General features: G+C 70.4%; 23 protein-coding genes and 1 pseudogene. 12 read left to right on the top strand and 12 right to left on the bottom strand.

From position 1 onward, the window contains the following. Window positions 1-3: 3 nt before the first annotated feature. The 4 genes from VSH64_RS46100 to VSH64_RS46085 all read left to right on the top strand — a co-directional run bounded on the left by VSH64_RS46100 (window position 4) and on the right by VSH64_RS46085 (window position 4,189). A complete protein-coding gene (locus VSH64_RS46100) occupies window positions 4-372 on the top strand; it encodes a DUF485 domain-containing protein (RefSeq protein ID WP_326569044.1) in 369 nt (122 codons plus the stop codon). After that, window positions 373-2,115, top strand: a complete 1,743-nt coding sequence (locus tag VSH64_RS46095) for a sodium/solute symporter (RefSeq protein ID WP_326569043.1) — start codon at window positions 373-375, stop codon at window positions 2,113-2,115. Between the two features lie 71 nt (window positions 2,116-2,186). After that, window positions 2,187-2,561 (top strand): DUF485 domain-containing protein, encoded by a 375-nt coding sequence (locus VSH64_RS46090; protein ID WP_326569042.1) that lies wholly within the window; start codon window positions 2,187-2,189, stop codon window positions 2,559-2,561. Continuing rightward, window positions 2,558-4,189 (top strand): solute symporter family protein, encoded by a 1,632-nt coding sequence (locus VSH64_RS46085; RefSeq protein ID WP_326569041.1) that lies wholly within the window; start codon window positions 2,558-2,560, stop codon window positions 4,187-4,189. Before VSH64_RS46090 ends, VSH64_RS46085 begins: the two co-directional genes overlap by 4 nt. Before the next feature lie 229 nt (window positions 4,190-4,418). On the opposite strand, the gene VSH64_RS46080 is transcribed toward VSH64_RS46085, so the two are convergent. After that, on the bottom strand, window positions 4,419-5,138 hold the full coding sequence (locus tag VSH64_RS46080) for a peptidylprolyl isomerase (RefSeq protein ID WP_326569040.1): 720 nt from the start codon (window positions 5,136-5,138) through the stop codon (window positions 4,419-4,421). A gap of 127 nt (window positions 5,139-5,265) precedes the next feature. Here VSH64_RS46080 and VSH64_RS46075 point away from each other — a divergent pair, with 127 nt between their 5' ends. Beyond that, window positions 5,266-6,270 (top strand): trypsin-like serine peptidase, encoded by a 1,005-nt coding sequence (locus VSH64_RS46075; protein WP_326569039.1) that lies wholly within the window; start codon window positions 5,266-5,268, stop codon window positions 6,268-6,270. 22 nt (window positions 6,271-6,292) lie between these two features. Here the strand turns inward: VSH64_RS46075 and VSH64_RS46070 are convergent, their stop codons facing one another. Next, window positions 6,293-8,236, bottom strand: coding sequence for a UvrD-helicase domain-containing protein (locus VSH64_RS46070; protein WP_326569038.1), 1,944 nt, complete (start codon window positions 8,234-8,236; stop codon window positions 6,293-6,295). A gap of 144 nt (window positions 8,237-8,380) precedes the next feature. Next, on the bottom strand, window positions 8,381-9,571 hold the full coding sequence (locus VSH64_RS46065; RefSeq protein WP_326569037.1) for an acetyl-CoA C-acetyltransferase: 1,191 nt from the start codon (window positions 9,569-9,571) through the stop codon (window positions 8,381-8,383). 139 nt (window positions 9,572-9,710) lie between these two features. On the opposite strand from VSH64_RS46065, the gene mce reads away from it, so the two are divergent. Further along, the gene (mce, locus tag VSH64_RS46060; RefSeq protein ID WP_326569036.1) at window positions 9,711-10,181 is read left to right on the top strand and encodes a methylmalonyl-CoA epimerase; all 471 of its coding nucleotides are present in this window, start codon (window positions 9,711-9,713) and stop codon (window positions 10,179-10,181) included. Here mce and VSH64_RS46055 read toward each other — a convergent pair. Both VSH64_RS46055 and VSH64_RS46050 read right to left on the bottom strand, forming a co-directional pair. Continuing rightward, a complete protein-coding gene (locus VSH64_RS46055) occupies window positions 10,178-10,750 on the bottom strand; it encodes a TetR/AcrR family transcriptional regulator (RefSeq protein ID WP_326569035.1) in 573 nt (190 codons plus the stop codon). The two genes, mce and VSH64_RS46055, sit on opposite strands and share 4 nt — an antisense overlap. 10 nt (window positions 10,751-10,760) lie before the next feature. After that, on the bottom strand, window positions 10,761-11,129 hold the full coding sequence (locus VSH64_RS46050; RefSeq protein ID WP_326569034.1) for an SPW repeat domain-containing protein: 369 nt from the start codon (window positions 11,127-11,129) through the stop codon (window positions 10,761-10,763). Between the two features lie 216 nt (window positions 11,130-11,345). Between VSH64_RS46050 and VSH64_RS46045 the strand changes: the two genes are divergently transcribed. The 3 genes from VSH64_RS46045 to VSH64_RS46035 all read left to right on the top strand — a co-directional run bounded on the left by VSH64_RS46045 (window position 11,346) and on the right by VSH64_RS46035 (window position 14,467). Beyond that, window positions 11,346-12,545 carry a coiled-coil domain-containing protein gene (locus VSH64_RS46045; RefSeq protein WP_407655611.1) on the top strand — a complete coding sequence of 400 codons (1,200 nt, stop codon included), beginning with the start codon at window positions 11,346-11,348 and terminating at the stop codon, window positions 12,543-12,545. 359 nt (window positions 12,546-12,904) lie between these two features. Further along, complete coding sequence (locus VSH64_RS46040; protein WP_326569033.1) at window positions 12,905-13,354, top strand: universal stress protein; 450 nt, start codon at window positions 12,905-12,907, stop codon at window positions 13,352-13,354. A gap of 3 nt (window positions 13,355-13,357) precedes the next feature. Next, on the top strand, window positions 13,358-14,467 hold the full coding sequence (locus VSH64_RS46035; protein WP_326569032.1) for an adenylate/guanylate cyclase domain-containing protein: 1,110 nt from the start codon (window positions 13,358-13,360) through the stop codon (window positions 14,465-14,467). Here VSH64_RS46035 and paaE read toward each other — a convergent pair whose 3' ends face one another. The 6 genes and pseudogenes from paaE to paaZ form a co-directional block, all read right to left on the bottom strand. After that, window positions 14,468-15,544 carry a 1,2-phenylacetyl-CoA epoxidase subunit PaaE gene (paaE, locus tag VSH64_RS46030; protein WP_326569031.1) on the bottom strand — a complete coding sequence of 359 codons (1,077 nt, stop codon included), beginning with the start codon at window positions 15,542-15,544 and terminating at the stop codon, window positions 14,468-14,470. It lies immediately after the preceding gene. Between the two features lies 1 nt (window position 15,545). Continuing rightward, window positions 15,546-16,052 carry a 1,2-phenylacetyl-CoA epoxidase subunit PaaD gene (gene paaD / locus VSH64_RS46025; RefSeq protein WP_326569030.1) on the bottom strand — a complete coding sequence of 169 codons (507 nt, stop codon included), beginning with the start codon at window positions 16,050-16,052 and terminating at the stop codon, window positions 15,546-15,548. Next, window positions 16,046-16,903, bottom strand: a complete 858-nt coding sequence (gene paaC, locus VSH64_RS46020) for a 1,2-phenylacetyl-CoA epoxidase subunit PaaC (protein WP_326569029.1) — start codon at window positions 16,901-16,903, stop codon at window positions 16,046-16,048. Before paaC ends, paaD begins: the two co-directional genes overlap by 7 nt. A 7-nt stretch (window positions 16,904-16,910) precedes the next feature. Next, the gene (paaB, locus tag VSH64_RS46015) at window positions 16,911-17,195 is read right to left on the bottom strand and encodes a 1,2-phenylacetyl-CoA epoxidase subunit PaaB (RefSeq protein WP_204097400.1); all 285 of its coding nucleotides are present in this window, start codon (window positions 17,193-17,195) and stop codon (window positions 16,911-16,913) included. A 73-nt stretch (window positions 17,196-17,268) separates the two neighbouring features. Then, window positions 17,269-18,201: pseudogene (gene paaA / locus VSH64_RS46010) on the bottom strand (1,2-phenylacetyl-CoA epoxidase subunit PaaA); the annotation flags it as partial. Next, complete coding sequence (paaZ, locus tag VSH64_RS46005; protein WP_326569028.1) at window positions 18,198-20,225, bottom strand: phenylacetic acid degradation bifunctional protein PaaZ; 2,028 nt, start codon at window positions 20,223-20,225, stop codon at window positions 18,198-18,200. The gene paaZ and the pseudogene paaA, both read right to left, overlap by 4 nt. Window positions 20,226-20,459: 234 nt before the next feature. On the opposite strand from paaZ, the gene paaI reads away from it, so the two are divergent. The 3 genes from paaI to VSH64_RS45990 are packed head-to-tail and all read left to right on the top strand — an operon-like array spanning window position 20,460 to window position 22,725. After that, the gene (paaI, locus tag VSH64_RS46000) at window positions 20,460-20,855 is read left to right on the top strand and encodes a hydroxyphenylacetyl-CoA thioesterase PaaI (protein ID WP_326838217.1); all 396 of its coding nucleotides are present in this window, start codon (window positions 20,460-20,462) and stop codon (window positions 20,853-20,855) included. Then, on the top strand, window positions 20,852-22,135 hold the full coding sequence (gene paaK, locus VSH64_RS45995; protein WP_326569027.1) for a phenylacetate--CoA ligase PaaK: 1,284 nt from the start codon (window positions 20,852-20,854) through the stop codon (window positions 22,133-22,135). The genes paaI and paaK overlap by 4 nt, the downstream gene beginning before the upstream one ends. Beyond that, window positions 22,132-22,725, top strand: a complete 594-nt coding sequence (locus tag VSH64_RS45990; RefSeq protein ID WP_326569026.1) for a TetR/AcrR family transcriptional regulator — start codon at window positions 22,132-22,134, stop codon at window positions 22,723-22,725. The genes paaK and VSH64_RS45990 overlap by 4 nt, the downstream gene beginning before the upstream one ends. 77 nt (window positions 22,726-22,802) lie before the next feature. On the opposite strand, the gene VSH64_RS45985 is transcribed toward VSH64_RS45990, so the two are convergent. Beyond that, window positions 22,803-23,108 carry a hypothetical protein gene (locus VSH64_RS45985; protein WP_326569025.1) on the bottom strand — a complete coding sequence of 102 codons (306 nt, stop codon included), beginning with the start codon at window positions 23,106-23,108 and terminating at the stop codon, window positions 22,803-22,805. Between the last annotated feature and the right edge of the window lie 97 nt (window positions 23,109-23,205).

Here is a 23,205-nt window from a genome sequence, read left to right as displayed (position 1 = left end):
GCGGTGAGCCGGGTTCGGCGGGTGGCCGTGATGAGCCCGCAGACGCGGCTCGCGCGGTCGCGCAGGCAGGCGCGCGGGCGGTGGCGGATGCCGCGGCTGCGCGCGTCCGACGCGGAGCGCGCCGCCGAGCTCTACCGGGTGCAGCGGAGGCGGGGCGTTCCGGCGCTCGTGGCGATGTTCGCGCTCGTGCTCGGGTTGCCGGTGGTGTTCGCCGTCTGGCCGGGGCTGGACGGGGTGCGGGTGTGGGGCATTCCGTTGTCCTGGTTGATGATCGCGCTGCTGCCCTACCCCGTGATGGCCGGGCTGGCGCGGTGGCAGCTGCGGCGCGCCGAGAAGGCCGAGGACGACGACGCCGCGTCGGGGAGGCCGTAGGTGGACATCGCGCTGGCGGTGACGCCCGTCGTGCTCATCACGCTGCTCATCGGCGTGCGCGGGGTGGCCGCGATGCGCACCACGTCGGACTTCCTGGTGGCCTCGCGCCGGATCTCGCCGTTCGTGAACTCCGCGGCGGTGTCCGGGGAGTACTTGTCGGCCGCGTCGTTCCTCGGAGTCGCCGGGCTCGTGGTGAAGGACGGCGTGGGCGCGCTCTGGTACCCGGTCGGGTTCACGGCCGGGTACATCGCGATGCTCGTGCTGGTCGCGGCGCCGATGCGGCGCTCGGGCGCGTTGACGGTGCCGGACTTCGCCGAGGCGCGGCTGGCATCGCCGGCGCTCAGAAGGATCGCCGCGGTGGTGGTGCTGGTGATCGGCACGATCTACGTGGTGCCGCAGTTCCGCACGGCCGGGTTGGTGCTCACGGCCGTCGGCGGCACACCGTACTGGGTCGGGGTGGTGATCGCGGGCACGGCGGTGAGCGTCACGCTCGCGCTCGGCGGGATGCGCGCGGCCACGTACGTGCAGGCGTTCCAGTTCTTCCTGAAGCTGCTGCTGTTCCTGGTGCCCGCGCTCTGGCTCGTGCTGCACGTGAGCGAAGCCGACCGCGACGCGGCGCTCACCCCGGTGGAGTTCACCCGCTTCTCGCACCAGACACCGGTGGACTTCGAGCACGACGTGACCATCAAGCTGCGCGAGCCCACCACCGTCGTGACCGAAACCGGCCCCCGCACACTGCCGCCCGGTGAGCTCACCGTCCACAGTGGAGAGCGGCTGGTGTTCGCCGCCGACGCACCGGTTCCCGACGTGAGCAACGGCGCCGCGCTCGGCGGCCCCGACTGGCAGCGCCCGTTGCTCGACCTGGACAAGGGTTACCCGTTGCTCGGCACGTGGGCCGTGCTCATCGCGACGATGCTCGGCACCATGGGCCTGCCCCACGTGCTCATGCGCTTCCACACCAGCCCCGACGGCCGCGCCGCGCGCCGCACCGCCGCGATCACCGTGGCGCTGCTCGGCGTGTTCTACCTCTTCCCCGGCGTCTACGGCGTGCTCGGCCGCGTGCTGGTGCCCGAGATCTACCTCTCCGGCGACACGGACACCGTGGTCGTCGCGCTGCCCTCGCAGGTCGACACCGGGTGGGCCGGCGAGCTGTTCACCGCGCTGCTCACCGCGGGCGCGTTCGCGGCGTTCCTGGCGACGTCGCTGGGCCTGCTGCTGGTGATGTCCGGCGCGCTCGCCTACGACCTCATGCCCGGCGGCCTGCGCCGGCTGCGCGTGACCGTGGTGTTCGCCGCCGCCGCGATGGTGGTGCTCGCGCTGCCGTCGGCGCGGCTCGACGCCGGCGTGCTCGTGACGTGGGGCTTCACCGTGGCCGCGTCCACCTTCTGCCCGCTGCTGGTGCTCGGCATCTGGTGGCCGCGCCTCACGGCCGCGGGCGCGATCAGCGGCGTGCTCACCGGGCTCGTCGCGTCGTCCGGCTCGATCCTCTACGCCCTGGCCGGGCCCAGCCTCGGCGGCTGGGTGGCGATCTTGGTCTCGCAACCGGCACCCTGGTCGGTACCCCTCGCGTTCGGCGTGATGGTGGCCGTCTCGCTGCGCGGACGCCCACCGTCCTGGGCCGGCGCCGCCATGCTCCGCCTGCACCTCGACGAGCGCGCGCCCGGACCCGAGCCGCCCCATTCGTCCGCACCCGCGTACCGCTCGTCAACCGTTCGTCGTGTGGCCCGGCGTTTGAACCGCTGACGCTTCCTCCCCGCTTCCCGCCTCCCTACTGTGGCGCGGACCACAATCCGCAGCGTCGCGAGGGAGTGACGATGAGTCCCACCGACACCGACGTGTCCGACGTGTCCGGCGACCCGCCGTCGGACATGGACTGGGAACACGTGCAGGAAAGCGCCGAGTTCAGGCAGCTGCGCGGCCGCTTGCGCCGCTTCGTCTTCCCGATGGCCGCGCTGTTCCTGGCCTGGTACCTGCTGTACGTGCTGCTGGCCGACTACGCGCACGGCTTCATGAGCACGAAGATCGCCGGCAACTTCACCGTGGGCCTGCTGTTCGGCCTGCTGCAGTTCGTGTCGACGTTCCTCATCACCTGGCTGTACGTGCGCTACGCCAACCGCAAGCTCGACCCGCTGTCCGAGCGCATCCGTGAGGACATCGAGAACCCGGCCGCCGCGAAGGAGTCCGAATGAGCACTCTCGCCGCGGGCGTCGAGGGCAGCAACCCGACGCTGAACATCGTCATCTTCGCCGTGTTCGTGGTGATCACGCTCGTGATCGTGTTCCGCGCGAGCCGCAACACGAAGACGGCATCGGACTACTACGCGGCCGGGCGCGCGTTCACCGGCCCGCAGAACGGCATCGCGATCAGCGGTGACTACCTCTCGGCCGCGTCGTTCCTCGGCATCGCCGGCGCCATCGCGGTGTACGGCTACGACGGGTTCCTCTACTCGATCGGCTTCCTCGTCGCGTGGCTGGTCGCGCTGCTGCTCGTGGCGGAGCTGCTGCGCAACACCGGCCGCTTCACGATGGGCGACGTGCTGGCGTTCCGCATGCGGCAACGCCCGGTGCGCGCCGCCGCGGCCATCTCGACGCTGATCGTGTCGTTCTTCTACCTGCTGGCCCAGATGACCGGCGCCGGCGGCCTCGTGGCGCTGCTGCTGGGCATCGAGGGCAAGGCCGCGCAGTCGGTGGTCATCGCCGTGGTGGGCGTGATCATGATCGCCTACGTGCTCATCGGCGGCATGAAGGGCACCACGTGGGTGCAGATCATCAAGGCCGCACTGCTCATCATCGGCGCGCTCGCGATGACGCTGTGGGTGCTCGGCAAGTACGGCTTCAACTTCTCCGCGCTGCTGCAGGGCGCCGTGGACAAGGCGGGCAAGGCCGGTGAGACGCTGCTCGGGCCGGGCAAGCAGTACGGCGCCACGGGAACGTCCAAACTGGACTTCTTCTCCCTTGGCATCGCGCTGGTGCTGGGCACCGCGGGCCTGCCCCACGTGCTGATGCGCTTCTACACCGTGCCCACGGCCCGCGAAGCCCGCCGCTCGGTGGTGTGGGCGATCGTGCTGATCGGCGTGTTCTACCTGTTCACGCTGGTGCTGGGCTACGGCGCCGGCGCGCTGGTCGGGCCCGACGACATCAAGGCCGCGCCAGGTGGCGTGAACTCGGCCGCGCCGCTGCTCGCGCTGAACCTCGGCGGGCCGGTGCTGCTGGGCCTGATCTCGGCGATCGCGTTCGCCACGATCCTCGCTGTGGTGGCGGGCCTGACGATCACCGCGTCGGCTTCCTTCGCCCACGACGTGTACGCCAACGTGATCAAGCGGGGCAAGACGAAGCCGGGCTCGGAGGTGCGCGTCGCGCGGATCACCGCCGTGGTGATCGGCGCGGTCGCGATCGTCGGCGGCATCCTGGCCAACGGCCAGAACGTGGCGTTCCTCGTGGCGCTCGCGTTCGCGGTGGCGGCGTCGGCGAACCTGCCGACGATCCTGTACTCGCTGTTCTGGAAGCGGTTCAACACCCAGGGCGCGCTGTGGAGCATCTACGGCGGGCTGATTGTCTCGCTGGTGCTGATCGTGTTCTCGCCGGCGGTGTCGGGCAAGCCGATCGACGCGAAGACCGGCAAGAGCGCGTCGATGCTGCAGGGCGTGGACTTCCACTGGTTCCCGCTCGACAACCCCGGCCTGGTGTCGATCCCGGTCGCGTTCCTGCTCGGCTGGCTCGGCACGGTGCTGTCGAAGGAACGCAACGCGAAGAAGTACGCGGAGATGGAGGTGCGGGCCCTCACGGGTGCGCACGCGGAGAAGGCCGTGCAGCACTGAGTTTGTGTTTTGATCCGCGAGCGGGCCGGGACTTTCGAGTCCCGGCCCGCTTCGTTCTGGCCCTACAACCCGAGCGGCAGCACCAGCTCCAGGTCGGTCTTGCGCGCCGGGGCGCCGTCGGTGAGGTTGCCGTCGGGGTCGGGCACTATGCCGCCGGCGGCCACGCGGTCGAGGGTGTTCAGGCCGAGCGGGCCGGGACTTTCGAGTCCCGGCCCGCTTCGTTCTGGCCCTACAACCCGAGCGGCAGCACCAGCTCCAGGTCGGTCTTGCGCGCCGGGGCGCCGTCGGTGAGGTTGCCGTCGGGGTCGGGCACGATGCCGCCGGCGGCCACGCGGTCGAGGGTGTTCAGGCCGAGCGGGCCGACGGTGCCGAACACGGTGTAGTCGGGCCGCAGGGTCGAGTCGCCGTAGACGAGGAAGAACTGGGAGCCGTTGGTGTCCGGCCCGGCGTTGGCCATGGCGACGAGGCCGCGGGAGTAGATGCGGGCCGCCGGGTTGGTGGTCGAGGGCGGCAGGTCGGTGGGCAGTTCGTCGCGGAAGCTGTAGCCCGGGCCGCCTTCGCCGGTGGCCGTGGGGTCGCCGCACTGCAGGACCTTCAGCGTCGAGTAGCTCGTGAGGCGGTGGCAGGTGGTCTGGTTGAAGAAGCCGTGGCGGGCCAGGTGCAGGAAGCTCTGCACCGTGCACGGCGCTTCGGCGCGGTCGAGCGTGAGCGGCAGCAGCCCCTGGTTGGTGATCACCGGGACGGCGACCTTGCCGCGGTCGGGCGTGTGGCTCGGGTCCGGCGGCAGGGGCACGGGACGGGCGGCCGGCTCGTCCGGTGTTTCGGTGTACTGGCAGGCGCCGTGGGTCGTGGTGGGCTCGCTGTTCGCCACGGTCGCGGCACCGGCCGCCGGCGCGAACGCGGCGAGCAGTGAACCGACGGCAACCGTGGTGACGAGGAGCTTCTTCATGCGTTTCCTCCCAGTGAACGAATCAGGGAAGCATAAGCAGGGTCCGGACCATTCGGCATCCGGCGAAAGTGGGAGGCTCACGAAACGCTGACCGCCTCCTGACAACTCCTCCCTAGCGTTTCCGGCCATGATCACTCGTGTGTTTCTCACTGTCGTCGCGGCCGCGGGGGTCGCGCTCGCGGTGCCGGCGGTCGCGTCGGCCGCGAGCGGGCCGGTGGTGCAGCCGCTGGCCGTGACCGCGGCCGACCAGCAGGCCGTGCTCGACTACTGGACCCCCGAACGGATGGCCGCCCTCACGCAGCCGGCGTCGGACAACCCGCCGAAGAGCGGCCCGGACGGCGCGCCGTGGACCGCGTCGAACGCCGTGACCAAAACCGTCGGCCGGCTCTTCTTCACCGACCACGGCGAGGACGCCAGCTGCACCGCCACCGTGGTCGACAGCGCCAACCGCAGCACGATCGTCACGGCCGGGCACTGCGTGAACTCCACCGACCTGCTCGGCAACGACGACCAGTGGAACGCCCACTCGATGTTCGTGCCGGGCTACCACGACGGCCAGGCGCCGTACGGGAAGTTCGTCGGCCGCTTCGGCGTCGCGGACCGCACGTGGCTGGAGAACGACCAGATCAACGGCCAGAAGTTCGACGCCTACGACCAGGCCTTCGTGGTCCTCAACCGCGGCGCGCACGGCATTCCGGTGCAGGACAAGGTGGGCGCGGCGCAGCAGATCGGCTTCGACCGCCCCGGTGACGCGAACGTGGTCCAGTTCGGCTACCCGCGCGCCTCGGCCGACCCCGCGCGCGAGGGCCTGCCGGAGTACATCGGCTCCCGCCTGGCCTTCTGCACGGGCCCCACGCGCGAATGGCTGGGCACCCCGGACTTCCCCGACTCGCCGAACCAGTGGGGCACCGCGTGCGTGATGGGCGGCGGCTCGAGTGGTGGGCCGCGATTGCGTGACTTCAACCCGAAGACCGGCCTGGGCGTGGTGGTCGGGGACAACACCGAGGCGGGTTTCTTCGACGCTGCCGGCCACGCGTGCGAGCGTGATGCCGGGTGCACGAGGTATCTGGTGGGGCCGCAGTTCACGAAGGCGATTACGAAGCCGTTGTTCGAAGCGGCTCAGCACGCGTAGACGAGATGGAGGGCGCGAGCTGTCACGCCGCGCCCTCCACCACGCCCCACCACAGGAAATCTCGCGCACGGGTCGCTGCGACGAGCCGCTGACGGTCACGCAGCTCGGCCGCTTCCCGGCGAGCGGCATCGCTGTTCGCAGAATCCAGGGCTGGGAACTGGACGGCCAGCACCGCCCGGAAGTCCAGCCCTTTGGCACGGTGCACGGTGCCGACCTTCACCCGGTCATCCGGTTCGCCCGTGTGGTGTTCGAGGCTCTGCGTCGGCACGCCCGCGCTCTCCAAGAGCCGGCGACACTCATCCGCGTCGTGTTTGGTGAAGGTGATCAGCGCCGTGTGACCGTGTGGGAGGGGTCGCAACGTATCCACCAGCGCCGCCGCGAGATCTGTGCGGCGGCCCGTCCAGGTCTCGGCCCGGCCGCCTGCGTTCACCACCTCGGCGTCACGGAGCACGACGCCCGCCGCGCCGTCGAGGTCGTCGACGCTGTTTCCGGCGTCGATGCGGCGCGCGAAGTCGAGGATGCCCGATCGGTTGCGGTAATTGACTTTCAGCACTTCGCCGCGACCTTGAACTGGGATACCGGCGTCGGAGAGCCGCCACCCGCCGGGGTAGACCTGCTGCTGACCGTCGCCCACGAGGAGCAGGCGGTTCTGTCCGTCGCCTGCTATCTCGCGGAGCAGCCGCAGCCCCGTGAGGGTGACATCCTGGACTTCGTCAACGACCACCATCGCGTACGGGCTTTCGAGCGGCTGCCGGACCAGCTCGGCGTGGGCGGCGATGAGCATGTCGTGGTAGTCGTGCGCGCCGCGCGCGACGAGGTTGTCGCGGTACGACTCATAGAACGACCACACTCGTTCCCGCTGCGCGTCGCCGAGCGCGAGCCGACGGCCTCGGCGCAAAATCTGCTTGTACTCGGCCAATGTACGCAGACCGCGACCTTTGATGACCCGATCCACCTCTGTGTGCCAGTAGTCGTAGGCGGGCTCGATCTCCTGCAGCGCTCCCCGGTGCCGCAGCCAAGCCCGGGCGAACGCGTTGTCGATCGCGGCAGGATTCACGTTCAGTTCGACCTCGCGATGGACGAGCAGTGTGCGCGCCCAGGAATGCAGGTTCTGGAATTCCGCTCGTTCCGCCAGCTCCGGGGCCAACTGCCGGAACGCGCTCTCGTGCACGGCGGGCAATGTGCGCACGAACGTGGTGAACAGCAGCGGTCCGACGTTGCGGCGGCCGACATGGCGCATGCGGTGCAACGCCACCACGGTCTTGCCGGTGCCGGCCGGGCCACTGATGCGTGCCGGGCCACCGTAGTCACGCTTGACTACGGCGTGCTGCTGCGGGTGCAGAAAGGTCATCCAGCTCTCGAACGGCCGCTCCAGTGCTGCAGCGAGCTGACCCTCCGTCACGTCCTGCGCGGCCAGCAGGCCTTCGGGCTCGGGCTCGCGTTCCGGCGGCTGGACGACGAAGAACGAATAGTCCGGCAACCTATCGTTCGCAGCCCGGGCAAGGTCGTCGGCTTGGCGGCGGGGCAAGCGCGTGTCACCGCGGCGGAACAGCTGATCCAAGTCCGCGACCGGCAACGCCCAAAACGCACCAGAGTTGCGGGGAGATCGCTTCACGCCGCCGACCACCACAAGCGTGATCGCCGTCGGTGCGACCAGTCGGCCTTGCGAGCCGCGAATCGAGGCGAACCGTTCCTCGGCGTGGCGCAACACCGGCTGCACTTGCTCCGGTGGCTGGTCCGCGACGACGACGGCGAACACCCCCGTTCGCCCGACCAGAAACGCGTCGGCCCGATCCGCCGACCGCGGCAGATCAGCGCGAAGGAGGAGGTGCCAACCCTCCGCCGTGTGCGACACCAGCTCGTTCAACACGTTTCGCCGCAACGGATCCAGTGTCGGGAAATGCTTCGCCAACAACTCCGACGCCTGACGCTGGACGTGCCTCTTCGCGTGCGCGCTCAGTACCATTCGCTCCCCCTCGTGGTGACTGTCCGCACTTGGAGTATCGCGCAGAGAGAGGGTGACGTGGTGATCTTGGCCGGGATTCACTCGGATGCCGAACGCAGAACGGCCGGGCAGCGAAACCGCTGCCCGGCCGTTCTGTCGGAAAAGCTACTTCGCTGCCGGAACCCGCAGCAGCAGTGCGTCGCCCTGGCCGCCGCCGCCGCAGAGGGCCGCGGCGCCCAGGCCGCCGCCGCGGCGGCGCAGCTCGTGGATCAGGTGCACGGCCAGGCGGGCGCCCGAGGCGCCGATCGGGTGGCCCAGCGCGATGGCGCCGCCGTTGACGTTGACCTTCGAGGGGTCCAGGCCGAGCTTCTCGGACGAGACCACACCGACGGCGGCGAAGGCCTCGTTGATCTCCACCAGGTCGAGGTCGCTCACGTCGAGCTTGGCCTTGGCCAGCGCCTTGCGGATGGCGTTGGACGGCTGCTCGTGCAGGGAGGCGTCGGGGCCCGCGACCACGCCGTGGGCGCCGATCTCGGCGAGCGGCGTGAGGCCGAGCTGCGCGGCCTTCTCCGGGCTGGCCACGATCACGGCGGCGGCGCCGTCGGAGATCTGGGAGGAGGAGCCGGCGGTGATGGTGCCGTCGGAGGCGAAGGCGGGGCGCAGCTTGGCGAGGCCGCCGGTGGTCGTGTCGGCGCGGACGCCCTCGTCGGTGTCGAACACGACCGGGTCGCCCTTGCGCTGCGCGATCGAGACCGGCGCGATCTCCTCGCGGAAGAAGCCGGCCTCGATGGCGGCGGCGGCGCGCTGGTGCGAGCGCGCGGAGAACTCGTCCTGCTGCTCGCGCGTGATGCCGTAACGGGTGTTGTGCTTCTCCGTGGACGCGCCCATGGCGACCTGGTCGAACGCGCAGAAGAGACCGTCGTAGGCCATGTGGTCGAGCATCGTCACGTCGCCGTACTTGAAGCCGCCGCGCGACTTCGGCAGCAGGTGCGGCGCCTGCGTCATCGACTCCTGGCCACCGGCCACCACGAGGTCGAACTCGCCGGCGCGGATGAGCTGGTCGGCGAGTGCGATGGCGTCGAGACCCGAGAGGCACACCTTGTTGATGGTGAGCGCGGGAACGTCCATCGAGATGCCCGCGGCGACCGCCGCCTGGCGCGCCGGGATCTGGCCCGCGCCCGCGGTGAGCACCTGGCCCATGATCGTGTACTCGACCTCGGACGGGGAAACACCGGCCTGCTCCAGCGCGGCCTTGATCGCGATGCCGCCGAGCTGCGCACCGGTGAAGTCCTTCAGCGAGCCGAGCAGCCGCCCGATGGGGGTACGGGCAGCGCCCAGGATCACGGAACCGGACACGTCGTCCTCCCAAGAATTCTGAACACCTACAGTCTCACGACTGTACCCGGGCCCGCGGCTTCTTGATGGAGCCAGTGTGAGGGGGCGCACGTACCTTTTCAGGGGGCTTCACCAGGGTCGTGGCGCTTATCCTGCCCCCATGAACACTGAGTCCATCCAAGCCGTGCTCACCCCGTTCGTGACCGCGATCGACCACGTCGGCATCGCGGTGCCGGACCTCGACGAGGCGATCGCGTTCCACAAGGAGCACTTCGGCCTGGAGGTCGCGCACGAGGAGGTGAACGAGGAGCAGGGCGTCCGCGAAGCGATGCTGCGCGCGCCCGGAACCGCGGGCACCGAGACGATGATCCAGCTCCTCGCGCCGCTGCGGGACGACTCCACGATCGCGAAGTTCCTCGGCCGCAACGGGCCCGGCCTGCAGCAGCTCGCGTTCCGGGTGTCCGATGTGGACGCTGCCGCCGCCGCGTTGCGCAAGCAGGGACTGCGGCTGCTGTACGACGACGCGAAGCGCGGGACGTCGAACAGCCGGGTGAACTTCGTGCACCCGAAGGACGCCGGTGGGGTGTTGGTGGAGCTGGTGGAACCGGCCGGGAGCCAGGCCGCGCACTAAGCCTTGTCGGCCTTCGCCGAGAGGGCGTTGGCCAGGAAGGTGAGCTCGCCGTCGAACTCGGCGGGGCGGTCGTCGCCCGAGTGGCGGGCCGTGGCGTGGCGGTGGCTCACCGCGCGGGCGAGCAGGCCGGACGCGCTGTCGAGGTCGGACACGGCCAGGCGGCCGCCGGTCGCGGCGACGATCACCGAGCGGACGATGCCGACGAGCTGCTGGAAGCGTTCGCCGAGGGCGTCGCGCACCACGTAGTGGGTGTCGGCTTCGCGCCAGAGCACGTGGGACAGGCCGAGGGAGCCAGTGAAGCGGCGGTCGAGCTCCGAGACCAGCCGGCGCAGCGACCCGGCGAGGTCACCGGGCACGACCACGGCGGCGGGCTCGATGTGCTCGTCGGGCAGGCGGTCGACCAGCGCCGCGAGCAGATCGGACTTGCGGCGGAAGTAGTAGTGGACAAGACCCTTCGGCACCCCGGCGCGCTCCGCGATGCGGGACGTCGGGGTGGCGTCGAAGCCGGACTCGGCGAAGAGCGCTTCCGCCGCGAGCAGGATCCGCTCCCTCGCCGAGTCCTCCGTCATGTCAGCTCCTTCAGTGCGGCATCGCCGTCCGGTGGGCGGCGTTGGCCATCGGCATCGCGGCGGCGCCGGCGATGATCGTGAGCGCACCGGCGACCCAGGACGTCCACGACGCCCCGTTGAACTCGGTGTACCCCATCACCCACGGGGCGATGAAGAGCAACACCCCGAGGACGATCTGGATGCCCTCGCCGTAGACGGCACCGGGCGTCGCGAGCGACACCAGGCCGTCGATGGCGATCAGCGCACCGAGGATCACCATCGTCCACATCGTCATCGTGTCCGTGCTCAGCCAAAGGGGTGAAAGAGCGGCGACAACACCGATGACGACCTCGGCCCAATCGTGGGGCCGTGTCCAGGCGCGCGTCGAGACTTCACTCATTCGTGCTCACCTCCGCCGGAGAACTTGCTGGTGGAAAAGTTTCCCTGCACTGATCATGCGCCTTGATTGGCCGGCCGGTCAAGATTGGTTGGTCACAGTTGCGTCCAGGGGACTTGTCAGCCATCGGGCTACTGTGTTGGGCCGCTCGGCGCAGGGTCGGCCGGACACCGTGGGTGCTCACCCGTCCGTGACCCCGTAGCGGCTACGGTAGGGCCCATGAGCCTTGGCGAGGAACGGGAGCTTGTGCCGCTGGGAGCCGGCTTCGACGTGGCGAAGCGCGGGTACAGCCGAGCGCAGGTCGACGAACATCTGGAACGGCTGGACGCCGACCTGAAGATGCTCACCGGCGACCGCGACGCCGCCATCGCCCAGGCGGGTGATCTGGCCCGTCAGCTGGAGATCGCGCGCGGCGAGATCGCCGATCTCCGCGGCCAGGTCGACCGGCTGGCACAGCCGCCGACGAGCGTCGAGGGGCTGTCCGAGCGGCTGCAGCGCATGCTGCGCCTGGCGCAGGACGAGTCCGCCGACACGCGGGCGCGCGCCGAGGCCGAGGCCGGCCACATCCGCGCCAAGGCCGAGACCGACGCCAGCGCCATGCGCGCACGGTACGAGCAGCTGCTCACCGAGCTCGACCTGCGGCGCAAGGAGATGGAAGCCGAGCACCGCAAGGTCCTCGAAGACGCCCGCGCCGAGGCCAAGTCCATCACCGACAAGGCCGAGGCCGAGCGCACCCGGCTCGACTCCGAGTCCGAGGCCCGCCGCACGCAGGTCGAAGAGGACTTCGAGATCGCCATGGCCGCCCGCCGCACCGAGGCGATGCGCGTGCTGGCCGAGCAGGAAGCCGCGTCGAAGGCCGAAGCCGAGCGCCGCGTGCGCGAGGCCGCCGAAGACGCGGCCGCCATCCGCGCCAAGGTGCTGGAGGAAGAGACCACCGCGCGCGCCGACATCGAACGTCGCCAGCGCGAATCCGTGGCCGACGCGAACAAGCGCAAGCAGGACTCGATCACCGAGGCCAACGCCCGCCTCGCCGAAGCCGCCGACGAGGCCCGCCGCCGCGTCCGCACGGCCACCGACGAATCCAACCGCCGCATCACGCAGGCCAACGAGCGCGTGGAGGCGCTGCGCAACGTGCGCACCAGCCTGGCCGAGCAGGTCCGCCAGGCGCGCACGGTGCTGGCCGAGGCGCACCACGTGCTGGGCGAAACCGACACGGTGGTGCCGGCGGACATCAAGGCGGCGGTTTCTTCTTCGCCGGAACCCAAGAAGGCCCCGGCTCCCGTACCGGCCGCTGCTTCACCCTCGACGGAGGGCGAGGTCGAAAAGACCGTCCGCCTCCGCACGACCGACGTCCCGAAGCCGAAGGCCCAGGCGGGCCAGCCCTCGTCCCGCCCAGGCACCAAGCCCACCGGAGACTGACCTCACCGCAGCAAACCTGCTTCATGCAACCCGGGTCCACGACCCGGGTTGCATGTTTACTCGGCCAGGGCTTGACGGCGACCACGGAGCGAGATCGCGCCGGTTTGCGGATTGCGCGGTGCGATCGGCCCCGGCCGATCCGACCTCGCAATCCGCAAGCCGGCTTGGGGCGATCTCGCACGCCCCGGCGGAGCCGGGGCCAAAGACACAGCCAGTTCGCGTACCCGCGGTATGCGAAGCGAAGCGGCATACAGCGGGGAAGCGAACTGGCGAGTAGCCTTCCGTCCGACAAGCGGGGCGGTGTTGCCTCGGGAAGCGGGGCGAGGTCGCTCCGATTCGGGATCGCCGGGAGGTTTCGGATGGCTGTCTATCGGACCGTGGTGGTGGGGACGGACGGGTCGGACTCGTCGTTCGCCGCGGTGGATCGGGCGGCGGGGGTGGCCGCGGATGCCGGGGCGAAGCTGGTCGTGGTGTGTGCGTATTACCCCGCCAGCAAGCACGACGTGGAGCAGGCGCAGGACGAGCTCGGCGACGAGGCGTACCAGGTCGTGGGCTCGGCGCCGGCGGAGGACACGTTGCAGAGTGCGCGCGATCGGGCCGTGAAGGCCGGGGCGAAGGACATCGAGACGGTGGCCGCGACCGGGGAGCCGGTGCACGTGCTGCGGAAGGTCGCACACGACAAGGCGGCCGACCTGCTCGTGGTGGGCAACCGGGGGCTCAACACGCTCGCCGGGCGGATCCTGGGCTCGGTGCCGGCGGAGGTGGCGCGCAAGTCCGGGGTCGACGTGCTGATCGTGCACACGACCTGAGCCGTGGCCGAATCCCCTGATCTGCAGCAACGGCTGGAGAAGCTGCTGCTGGGCGGGCCGCGCAAGTACACGCGGTTGGAAGTGGCCGCACGCGCGGGCGTGTCCGAGGAACGCTCGCGCCGGCTGTGGCGCGCCCTCGGGTTCGCGGGCGCGGGCGACGACGAGGTGGTGTTCACCGACGCCGACGTCGCGGCCATGCGCACCGCCGACCAGCTCGTGGACTCGGGCCTGGTGGAGCGCACCCTCGAAGTCGCGGTGACGCGCGCGCTCGGCCAGCACCTGTCGCGGCTGGCCGAGTGGCAGGTGCACATGTTGTGGACGCTGATCACGGAAAACCCCGAGCTCGCGCGCAACGACCGTCAGGTGACGCGGCTCGTCGAGCGGCTGCTGCCGGAGCTGGAGCAGGTGCAGAACTTCGTGTGGCGCCGCCACCTCGCGGCCTACGCCGGGCGCGCGTTCGCCACCGACGAGGACCTCGAGGCGCGCCCGCAGATCGTCGGTTTCGTCGACATGGTGGGCTACACGAAAATGACCCGCCAGGTCGACGAGGACGAGCTCAGCCACGTGCTCGACGCCTTCGAGTCCTTGGCCGGCGGCGTGATCGCCGACCACCGCGGCCGCATCGTGAAGATGATCGGCGACGAGGTCTTCTTCGTCACCGACTCCCCCGGCTCCGGCGCCGAAATCGCCCTCACCCTCACCGAACGCGCCGACGCGTCGGACGACCTGCCCGCCGTGCGCGCCGGCCTCGCTTCGGGCCGCGTGCTGTCGCGCTTCGGCGACGTCTACGGCTCCGTGGTGAACCTCGCCGCGCGGCTCACGTCCGTCGCCCGCCCCGGCACGGTGCTGGTCGACCGCGAGCTGGCGGCCGCGCTGGAAGAGCTGCCGGAGTACGAACTGCGCACGCGCCGGCCCGTCGCGGTGCGCGGGTACAACCGCCTGCGGCCCTCGGCGTTGCGGCGGGCGCAAGACCGTCCGTCGGGCCGGTTCGCCGCGGCGCAGGAACGCGCGGCCGAGGCCATGGGACTGCCCGAAACGACTCGCGCCGCCACCGAGCCCGAGACGCCCGAGGACCTGACGGTGGGCTCCCGGCGCCGGCGGCGCAGGCGCTGATCAGGCGTCGTAGTCCACGGTCACGCGCTCGCTCGCCGGGTGCGATTGGCAGGTGAGGACGAAACCGGCGTCGACTTCGGCCTTCTCCAGCGCGAAGTTGCGGCGCATGTCGACGACGCCGTCGGTGACCCGCGCACGGCAGGTGCCGCAGACACCGCCCTTGCAGGCGAAGGGCAGGTCCGGCCGGAACTTCTGCGCACCGTCCAGAATGGACGATTCCTGGGGCAGGCTCATGGTGGTGGAGCGGCCGTCGAGGATGAGGGTGACCTCCGAGGCGGCACCGGCGACGGCCGGGTCCACGTGTTTCACCGGCTCGGGCGGCACGTCGTCCACGTAGAACAGTTCCTGGTGGACCGAAGACTCGGGCACGCCCAGCGCCGCCAGCACTTCCTGCGCGCCGGTGACCATGCCGAACGGGCCGCACAGCCAGAAATGCGCCACCGAATCCACGGGCACGAGCGAGCCGAACAGCGAACGCAGCTTGTCCGCGTCGAGGCGGCCGGTGAAGAGCTCGGCCTCGCGCGGCTCGCGCGAAAGGACGTGGATGAGCTCGAGCCGCGCCGGGTAGCGGTCCTTCAGATCGGCCAGCTCGTCGGCGAACATCACGGTGTCGGTGCGGCGGTTGCCGTACAGCACGGTGACGGTGGCGTCCGGCGTGGCGAGCAGCGAGGCGACGATCGAGAGCACCGGGGTGATGCCCGAGCCGGCGGCGATCAGCACGTGGTGACCGCCCGTGGTCAGATCCGGCGTGAACGTGCCGGTCGGGGCCGAGACCTCCACGACGTCACCGGCGCGCACGTCCTGCACCAGCCAGGAGGAGAACACGCCCTCGGGCACCAGGCGCACACCCACGCGCGGCCGCTCACCGGCCGGAGCGCAGATCGAGTACGACCGGCGCTCGTCGCGGCCGTCGACCGTGCGGCGCAACGTCAGGGACTGGCCCGGCGCGAAGGCGAACGTCTCGGCCAGCTCGGCCGGCACGTCGAAGGTCACCGCGACCGCGTCGTCGCAGAGCCGCTCGACCGCGGCGACCGTGAGCGGGTGGAAGCCGGTGCGCCGGGAAATCGTGCTGGTCAACTCAGATCTCCTTGACGTGTTCGAACGGTTCCAGGCACGCCCGGCAGCGCCGCAGCGCCCGGCACGCGGTGGCGCTGAACCGCGACTGCTCCTCGGTTTCGAGCGAACCGCAGTGCGGGCACGCGACCCGCGACGCGGGCGGTGGCAACGTGAGCGGCACCGGTCCGCTCGCGCGCCGCGGCGCGGATCCCGGCGGCGCGATGCCGGCGTCGGCGAGCTTGCGCCGACCGTCGGCCGAAATCCAGTCCGACGACCACGCCGGGTCGAGCACCGTGCGGATCTCGACGTCCGTGTACCCGGCGCCGAGCAGCGCGTGTTCCAGGTCGTCGCGCATGGTGTCCATGGCCGGGCAGCCGGTGTAGGTGGGCGTGATGGCCACCGTGACGCGACCGTCCTGCACGGACACCGAACGCAGCACGCCGAGGTCGGCGAGCGTGAGCATCGGCAGCTCCGGATCGGTCACGGTCGCCGCCACGGCTCGCGCCCGGGACGACACCGCGGTCACCACGTCGCGTCCGGCATCGCCCGCGCCACGCTCTGCAGCTGCGCCAGCAGGAACCCCATCTGCTCCGTGTGCACGCCGTCGCGCCCGGTCCGCCCGGACACCCCGGCCACCGCGCCCGCGGTCGGCCGCTCCAGCGTGGCCGCGGCCAGCACCTGATCGAGCACGACGTCGAACTCCGGCCGCAGCGTCGCCGCGTCCACCAGCTCCAGCGGGTGCGTCTTGAACAGCTCGTGGACGTACGGCCACACCGCGTCGAGGCCCTCCTGCATCCGCTCGTGCGACAACGCAGTGCCGTCCCCGAGGCGGACGACCCACTGAGCCGCGTAGTCGCGGTGGTAGGCCAGCTCCTTCACGCCCTTGGCGGCGATCGCCGCGAGCACCGGATCCACACTGGATTCCAGCTGCTGCAGCAACGCCAGCCGCCAGGTCGAGAACACGAGCAGCCGGGCCATCAGGTGCCCGAAGTGACCGCCGCCGAGCTCGGCGAGCCGCACGTTGCGGAACTCGTGCTCCGCGCGCAGGAACGCGAGCGTGTCCTCCGAGCGGTCCGTGCCGTCGGCCTTGCCGGCGCGCGCCAGCAACAGCCGGGCCTGGCCGAGCAGGTCGAGGCCGATGTTGGCGATCGCCACCTCGTCCTCGAGCTCCGGCGCGTTCGTGACCCATTCCTGCAGGCGGTGCGAGAACACGAGCGCGTCGTCGCCCAGCATCAGGCAGTAGGCGGCCAGCGCCGAAGCGTCCACGCCGGAGGGAACCGTGGTGTCCACTCCGGACAGCGGGTCGGCGAAGCCGGTGCCGAAGGCCCACCGGGCGTCGTTGTCCTCGGTGATGGCCTCATACACGTTGTCAAAGGACATCAAGGCCTCACATGTGCGGGACGTTGTCGGGGATGTCGTAGAACGTCGGGTGCCGGTAGACCTTGTCGCCGCTCGGCGCGAAGAACGGGTCCTTCTCGTCGGGCGAGGACGCGGTGATGTCGTCCGCGCGAACAACCCAGATCGACACGCCCTCGTTGCGGCGCGTGTACAGGTCACGGGCGTGGTGCAGCGCCATCTGGTCGTCGGCGGCGTGCAGCGAGCCCACGTGCACGTGGTTCAGCCCGCGCTTGCCCCGCACGAACACCTCGTACAGCGGCCAATCGTGCTTCATCGCGAACTCTCCTGTGTCTTCTGGGGCCGAGCCCCAGACCCCGGCCGGGGGCGAGCCCCCCTGGACCCCCCAACTGCTGTTTGGAAGCGTGCGCCACGGCCGCTTCCCGAACCCAAGCACCATCGTCATGAGCCTGACGCCGGTGCTCCACGCGCGTCTTGTTGCAAGGACCGTTGCCCTGCAGCACGTTCTTGAACTCGTCCCAGTCCACGGCGCCGAAGTCGTAATGCTCGCGCGAAGCGTTCCAGCGCAGGTCCGGGTCCGGGAACGTGACGCCCAGCGCCTCCGCCTGCGGCACCGACATGTCGACAAAGCGCTGCCGCAGCTCGTCGTTGGTGTGCCGCTTGACCTTCCAAGCCATGGACTGCGCCGTGTTCGGCGACTCCGCGTCGGGCGGGCCGAACATCATCAGCGACGGCCACCACCAGCGGTTCACGGCCTCCTGCACCATGTCCCGCTGCTGCTGCGTGCCGCGCATCATCGTCATCAGCAGCTCGAAGCCCTGGCGCTGGTGGAACGACTCTTCCTTGCAGATCCGGATCATCGCCCGCGCGTACGGCCCGTAGGACGAGCGGCACAGCGGCACCTGGTTGCAGATCGCCGCGCCGTCGACCAGCCAGCCGATCACGCCCACATCGGCGAAGGTCAGCGTGGGGTAGTTGAAGATCGACGAGTACTTCTGCCGGCCCGAGATGAGCTTGTCGGTGAGGTCCGCGCGGTCGGCGCCCAGCGTGGCGGCCGCCGAGTACAGGTACAGGCCATGGCCGGCCTCGTCCTGCACCTTCGCGAGCAGGATCGCCTTGCGCCGCAAGGAAGGCGCACGGGTGATCCAGTTGCCCTCGGGCTGCATGCCGATGATTTCCGAGTGCGCGTGCTGCGCGATCTGGCGGATCATCGTCTTGCGGTAGCCCTCGGGCACCCAGTCGCGCGGCTCGATGCGCTGGTCGCGCTCGATGGTGTGCTCGAAGTGGCCGAGCAGGTCTTCTTCAGAGGCAACAGCGGTCACGATTGCTCCTTCGCCACGAGGGTGAGCACGTCGTACTTCGCCGCGGATTCGCCGTTCTGGTTCACCACGTCGGCGTCCCAGCGGACCTCGCCGTACTCCTGGTCCACGCGCGGGGTGATCTGCTTCGCGGTGAGCGTGACCGTGAGCGAGTCGCCTTCCTTGACCGGCGTGAGGAACCGCAGGTTCTCCAGGCCGTAGTTGGCGAGCACCGGGCCCGGCTCGGGCGACACGAACAGGCCAGCCGCGAAGGACACCACCAGGTAGCCGTGGGCCACGATCCCGCCGAACAGCGGGTTCGCGGCCGCCGCGGCCTCGTCGGTGTGCGCGTAGAAGGTGTCGCCGGTGAACTCGGCGAAGTGGTCGATGTCGGCGCGGGTCACCTGGCGCGGCCCGGCCACCACCGAGTCGCCGACCCGCAGCTCGGCCAGCGACTTGCGGAACGGGTGCTCGCCTTCCACGCGCGGCGCGCCCTCGACCCAGCGGCCGGTGACCGCGGAGAGGACCTTCGGCGAACCCTGCACGGCCGTGCGCTGCAGGTGGTGCAGCACGCCGCGGATCCCGCCCATTTCCTCGCCGCCACCGGCGCGCCCGGGACCACCGTGCACGAGCTGCGGCATCGGCGAGCCGTGGCCCGTCGACTCCTTCGCGTCGTCGGCGTCGAGCACCAGCAGCCGGCCGTGGAACGGCGCGACCCCGAGCACCACGCGGCGCGCGAACTCCGGGTCGCCGGTCACGATCGAGCCGGCCAGCGAGCCGCCACCGCGGGCGGCGAAGTCGATGACCTGCTCGATCGAGGTGTAGGGCATCAGCGTGGACACGGGCCCGAACGCCTCGACCTCGTGGGGCTCGGAGCGCTGCGGGTCGGCCTTGAGCAGCACCGGCGACAGGAACGCGCCGGTCGCCTCGTCGGCGCCCACCACGTCCACGTGCTCGGGGTCGCCGTAGACGACGCTGCCGGCGTCGAGCAGGGCCTTGAGCGAACGGCGGACCTCTTCCCGCTGCTCCAGGCTGGCCAGCGCCCCCATCCGCACGCCCTCGGCACTCGGGTTGCCCACCACGACCTTCGCCAGGCGCGCGCTCGCGGCCTCGGCGACGTCGTCGAGCATCTCCGCCGGCACGAACGCGCGGCGGATGGCGGTGCACTTCTGGCCCGCCTTCACCGTCATTTCGGACACGAGCTGCTTCACGAACAGGTCGAACTCCGGCGTGCTCGGCCGCGCGTCGGGCGCGAGGATCGAGCAGTTCAGCGAATCGGCCTCGGCGTTGAAGCGCACGGAGTTGCGCACGATCGCCGGGTGCGCGCGCAGCTTCTGCGCGGTGGACGCGGAACCGGTGAAGGACACCAGGTCCTGCGCGGTCACGTGGTCGAGCAGGTCGCCGACGCTGCCGGCGATGAACTGCAGCGAACCCTCGGGCAGGATGCCCGACTCGATGATGAGCTCCACGAGCTTGGCGGTGAGGTAGGCCGTCTGGCTCGCGGGCTTGACCAGGCTCGGCACGCCGGCGAGGAACGCGGGCGCGAACTTCTCGAGCGGCCCCCACACCGGGAAGTTGAACGCGTTGATCTGGATCGCGACACCCTGCAGCGGCACGGCGATGTGCTGCGCCACGAAGGTGCCGCCCTTGCTCATCGGCTCCACCGCGCCGTCGATGTACACGGTGTCGTTGGGCAGCTCGCGCTTGCCCTTCGACGCGTAGGTGAACAGCACGCCGATGCCGCCGTCGACGTCGAACTTCGAGTCGCCCAGCGTGGCGCCGGTGCGCGCCGACACCGCGTACAGCTCTTCGCGGTGCTCGCGCAGGTAGGAGGCCAGCGCCTTCAGCAACGCCGCGCGCTGGTGGAACGTGAGCTCACGCAGAGCCGGACCGCCCACTCGGCGGCCGTGGTCGAGCGCGCCGGCGAAGTCGACGCCGGTCGACGAGACCCGAGCGACCTCCTCACCGGTCGCCGCGTCGTGCAGCGGCACTCCCTCGTCCGTCGCCGTGTGCCAGCCGCCGGAGACGTAGCTGCGGAGCAAAACCATGGGGCCCGACCCTCTCACCGTGTCGTGGTGCACCAACTCTGAATAACCAACCGGACGTTCAGTAATTCCATCGTAGCGGCTTCCCCGCCCGATCGGAAGGCCTGGTGCTTGACACGGCGGTGGCGGCACATCTTTACTAACGACGGGCCTGGATTACCGGCCATTCGGTCAGTTACTCACCGCTCGCTCACCCGGAGGCAACCGAACGTGACCACGCGCAACGCGGCCCACGCCATGTTCGACACCGACGAGGCGTCGAAGGGCCTCGGCATCGAGCTGGTCGAAGCCGCGGACGGCCGCGCGGTCGCCACGATGAAGGTGACGGAGTCGATGGTCAACGGCCACGACATCGCCCACGGCGGCTACCTGTTCCTGCTCGCCGACACCGCCTTCGCCCTCGCCTGCAACACCCACGGACCGGTCACCGTCGCCGCCGGCGCGGAGATCTCCTTCGTCGCGGCCGGGCGCCTCGGCGACCACCTCACCGCCACCGCCACCGAGCGCACCCGCTACGGCCGCAACGGCATCTACGACGTCACCGTGCACCGGGACACCCCCGCCGGGCCCGAGGTCGTCGCCGAGTTCCGCGGCCGCAGCCGCGTCATCGAGAAGAGCCGGGAAAACCGATGAACGACACCGCCGAACAGCTGTCCGCGGACGAGCTCGCCGCCCTGCAGCTGGAACGTCTGCAGTGGACACTGCGCCACGCCTACGCCAACGTGCCCTTCTACACCAAGAAGTTCGACGAGACGGGCGTGCACCCGGACGACTGCAAGGAGCTGGCCGACCTCGCGAAGTTCCCCTTCACGACCAAGGCCGACCTGCGCGACAACTACCCGTTCGGCATGTTCGCCGTGCCGCAGGAGCAGGTGCGGCGCATCCACGCCTCGAGCGGCACCACCGGCAAGCCGACCGTGGTCGGCTACACCGAGCAGGACATCGACACCTGGGCCACGGTGATGGCGCGCTCGATCCGCGCGGCGGGCGGGCGGCCGGGGCACAAGGTGCACGTGGCCTACGGCTACGGCCTGTTCACCGGCGGGCTCGGCGCCCACTACGGCGCGGAAAAGCTCGGCTGCACGGTGATCCCGGCGTCCGGCGGCATGACCGCGCGGCAGGTGCAGCTGATCACCGACTTCAAGCCCGAGATCATCATGGTCACGCCGTCGTACATGCTCACCCTGCTCGACGAGTTCGAGCGCCAGGGCGTGGATCCGCGGGCCAGCTCGCTCAAGGTCGGCATCTTCGGCGCCGAGCCGTGGACCGAGCAGATGCGCGCGGAGATCGAGGAGCGGTTCGCGCTCGACGCGGTGGACATCTACGGCCTGTCCGAGGTGATGGGTCCGGGAGTCGCGCAGGAGTGCGTGGAGACCAAGGACGGCCTGCACATCTGGGAGGACCACTTCTTCCCCGAGGTGATCGACCCGTTCAGCGAAGAGGTGCTGCCGTCCGGCGCGCAGGGTGAGCTGCTGTTCACCTCGCTCACGAAGCAGGCGCTGCCGATCATCCGCTACCGCACGCGGGACCTCACGCGGCTGATGCCGGGCACCGCGCGGCCGGCGTTCCGGCGCATGGAGAAGGTGACCGGGCGCAGCGACGACCTCATCATCCTGCGCGGGGTCAACGTGTTCCCCACGCAGATCGAGGAGATCGTGCTGCGCGTGGAGTCGCTGAGCCCGCACTTCCAGCTGGTGCGCTCCACACGCGGCCGGCTCGACCACCTCACCGTGCGGGTCGAGGCGCGCCACGACGCCACGCAGGACGCGCGCACGGCCGCGGTGGCCGCGCTGATCACCGGCGTGAAGGACGGCGTCGGCGTGACCGTGGGTGTCGAGATCGTGGAGCCGGACACGCTGGAGCGCTCGGTGGGCAAGATGCGCCGGGTGATCGACGAACGAGACCAGCAGTGACCACCCCGCCCGCTCGACGCGGACGGCCCGGCTACGACCTGGAATCGCTGCTGCAGGTGGCGGTGAAGCTGTTCAACGAGCGCGGTTACGACGGCACCAGCATGGAAGACCTCTCGCGCAAGCTGGGCATCACGAAATCGGCGATCTACCACCACGTGCCCAGCAAGGAAGAGCTGCTGCGGCTGTCGGTGGACCGGGCGCTCGACGGGTTGTTCGAAGTCGCGGCTTCCACCGAGCAGCTCGACGGGCGCGCGATCGACCGGCTGGAGCACCTCGTGCGCGGCAGTGTGCTGGTGCTGGCCGACCGATTGCCGTTCGTGACGCTGCTGCTTCGCGTGCGCGGCAACACGAAGGTCGAACGCTCGGCGCTGGCTCGCCGGCGCGAGTTCGACCGGTTCGTGACGGATCTGGTGAAGCAGGCCGAAGCCGAGGGTGACGTGCGGCCGGACATCGAGCCCGCCGTGGCCGCGCGGCTGCTGTTCGGCACGGTGAACTCGCTGATCGAGTGGTACCGGCCACGCCGTGGTTCGTCCGGGGCGGAGCTGGCCGACGCCGTGTGCAAGATGGCGTTCGACGGCCTGCGCGCCTGACGGTTCGCCGGGCCTTTCCTTGTCTGCCCGGCAAGTGCTGTGACACTCGCCGCCGGAAAGTCTCCTCCGGCGGCGAATCACTCCCCCGCGGTGTTCTGCGGCGGCCGGCGCGCCTGCCACAGCATGGCGGCGCGCAGCTGCTCGATCAGCACCTCGTCGTCTTCTTCGCTCGGCTCGGCGCCCAGCGGGATCCAGCGTTCGCTGACCAGGCCACCCTGGTCGTAGTTGCTGATCACGATGCCGTCGTAGGACAGCGCGGCCGTGCACTCGCCGAGGCAGTCGCCGGCGCAGCAGGAGTCGTCCACCCGCACCTGGCGGTGCTGCAAGCGCACGCTGACCCAGCGCCCGGCGGGCCGGGTCGTGCCACCCTCCGCATCGCTCATCTGCTCCTACCCCACCGCGCCCAGCCCCCGTCCGATCCGTCGTCGGAGCGGGCGGCGAAGTTACCGACCGGTTGTTCCGGTTCAATAACGGCCCCTC

The sequence above is a fragment of the Amycolatopsis rhabdoformis genome (genome assembly GCF_035918295.1).
GTDB lineage: Bacteria > Actinomycetota > Actinomycetes > Mycobacteriales > Pseudonocardiaceae > Amycolatopsis > Amycolatopsis rhabdoformis.
The sequence above is the reverse complement of the archived record's forward strand: the minus strand, read 5'-3'. Positions and strand labels throughout refer to the sequence as shown.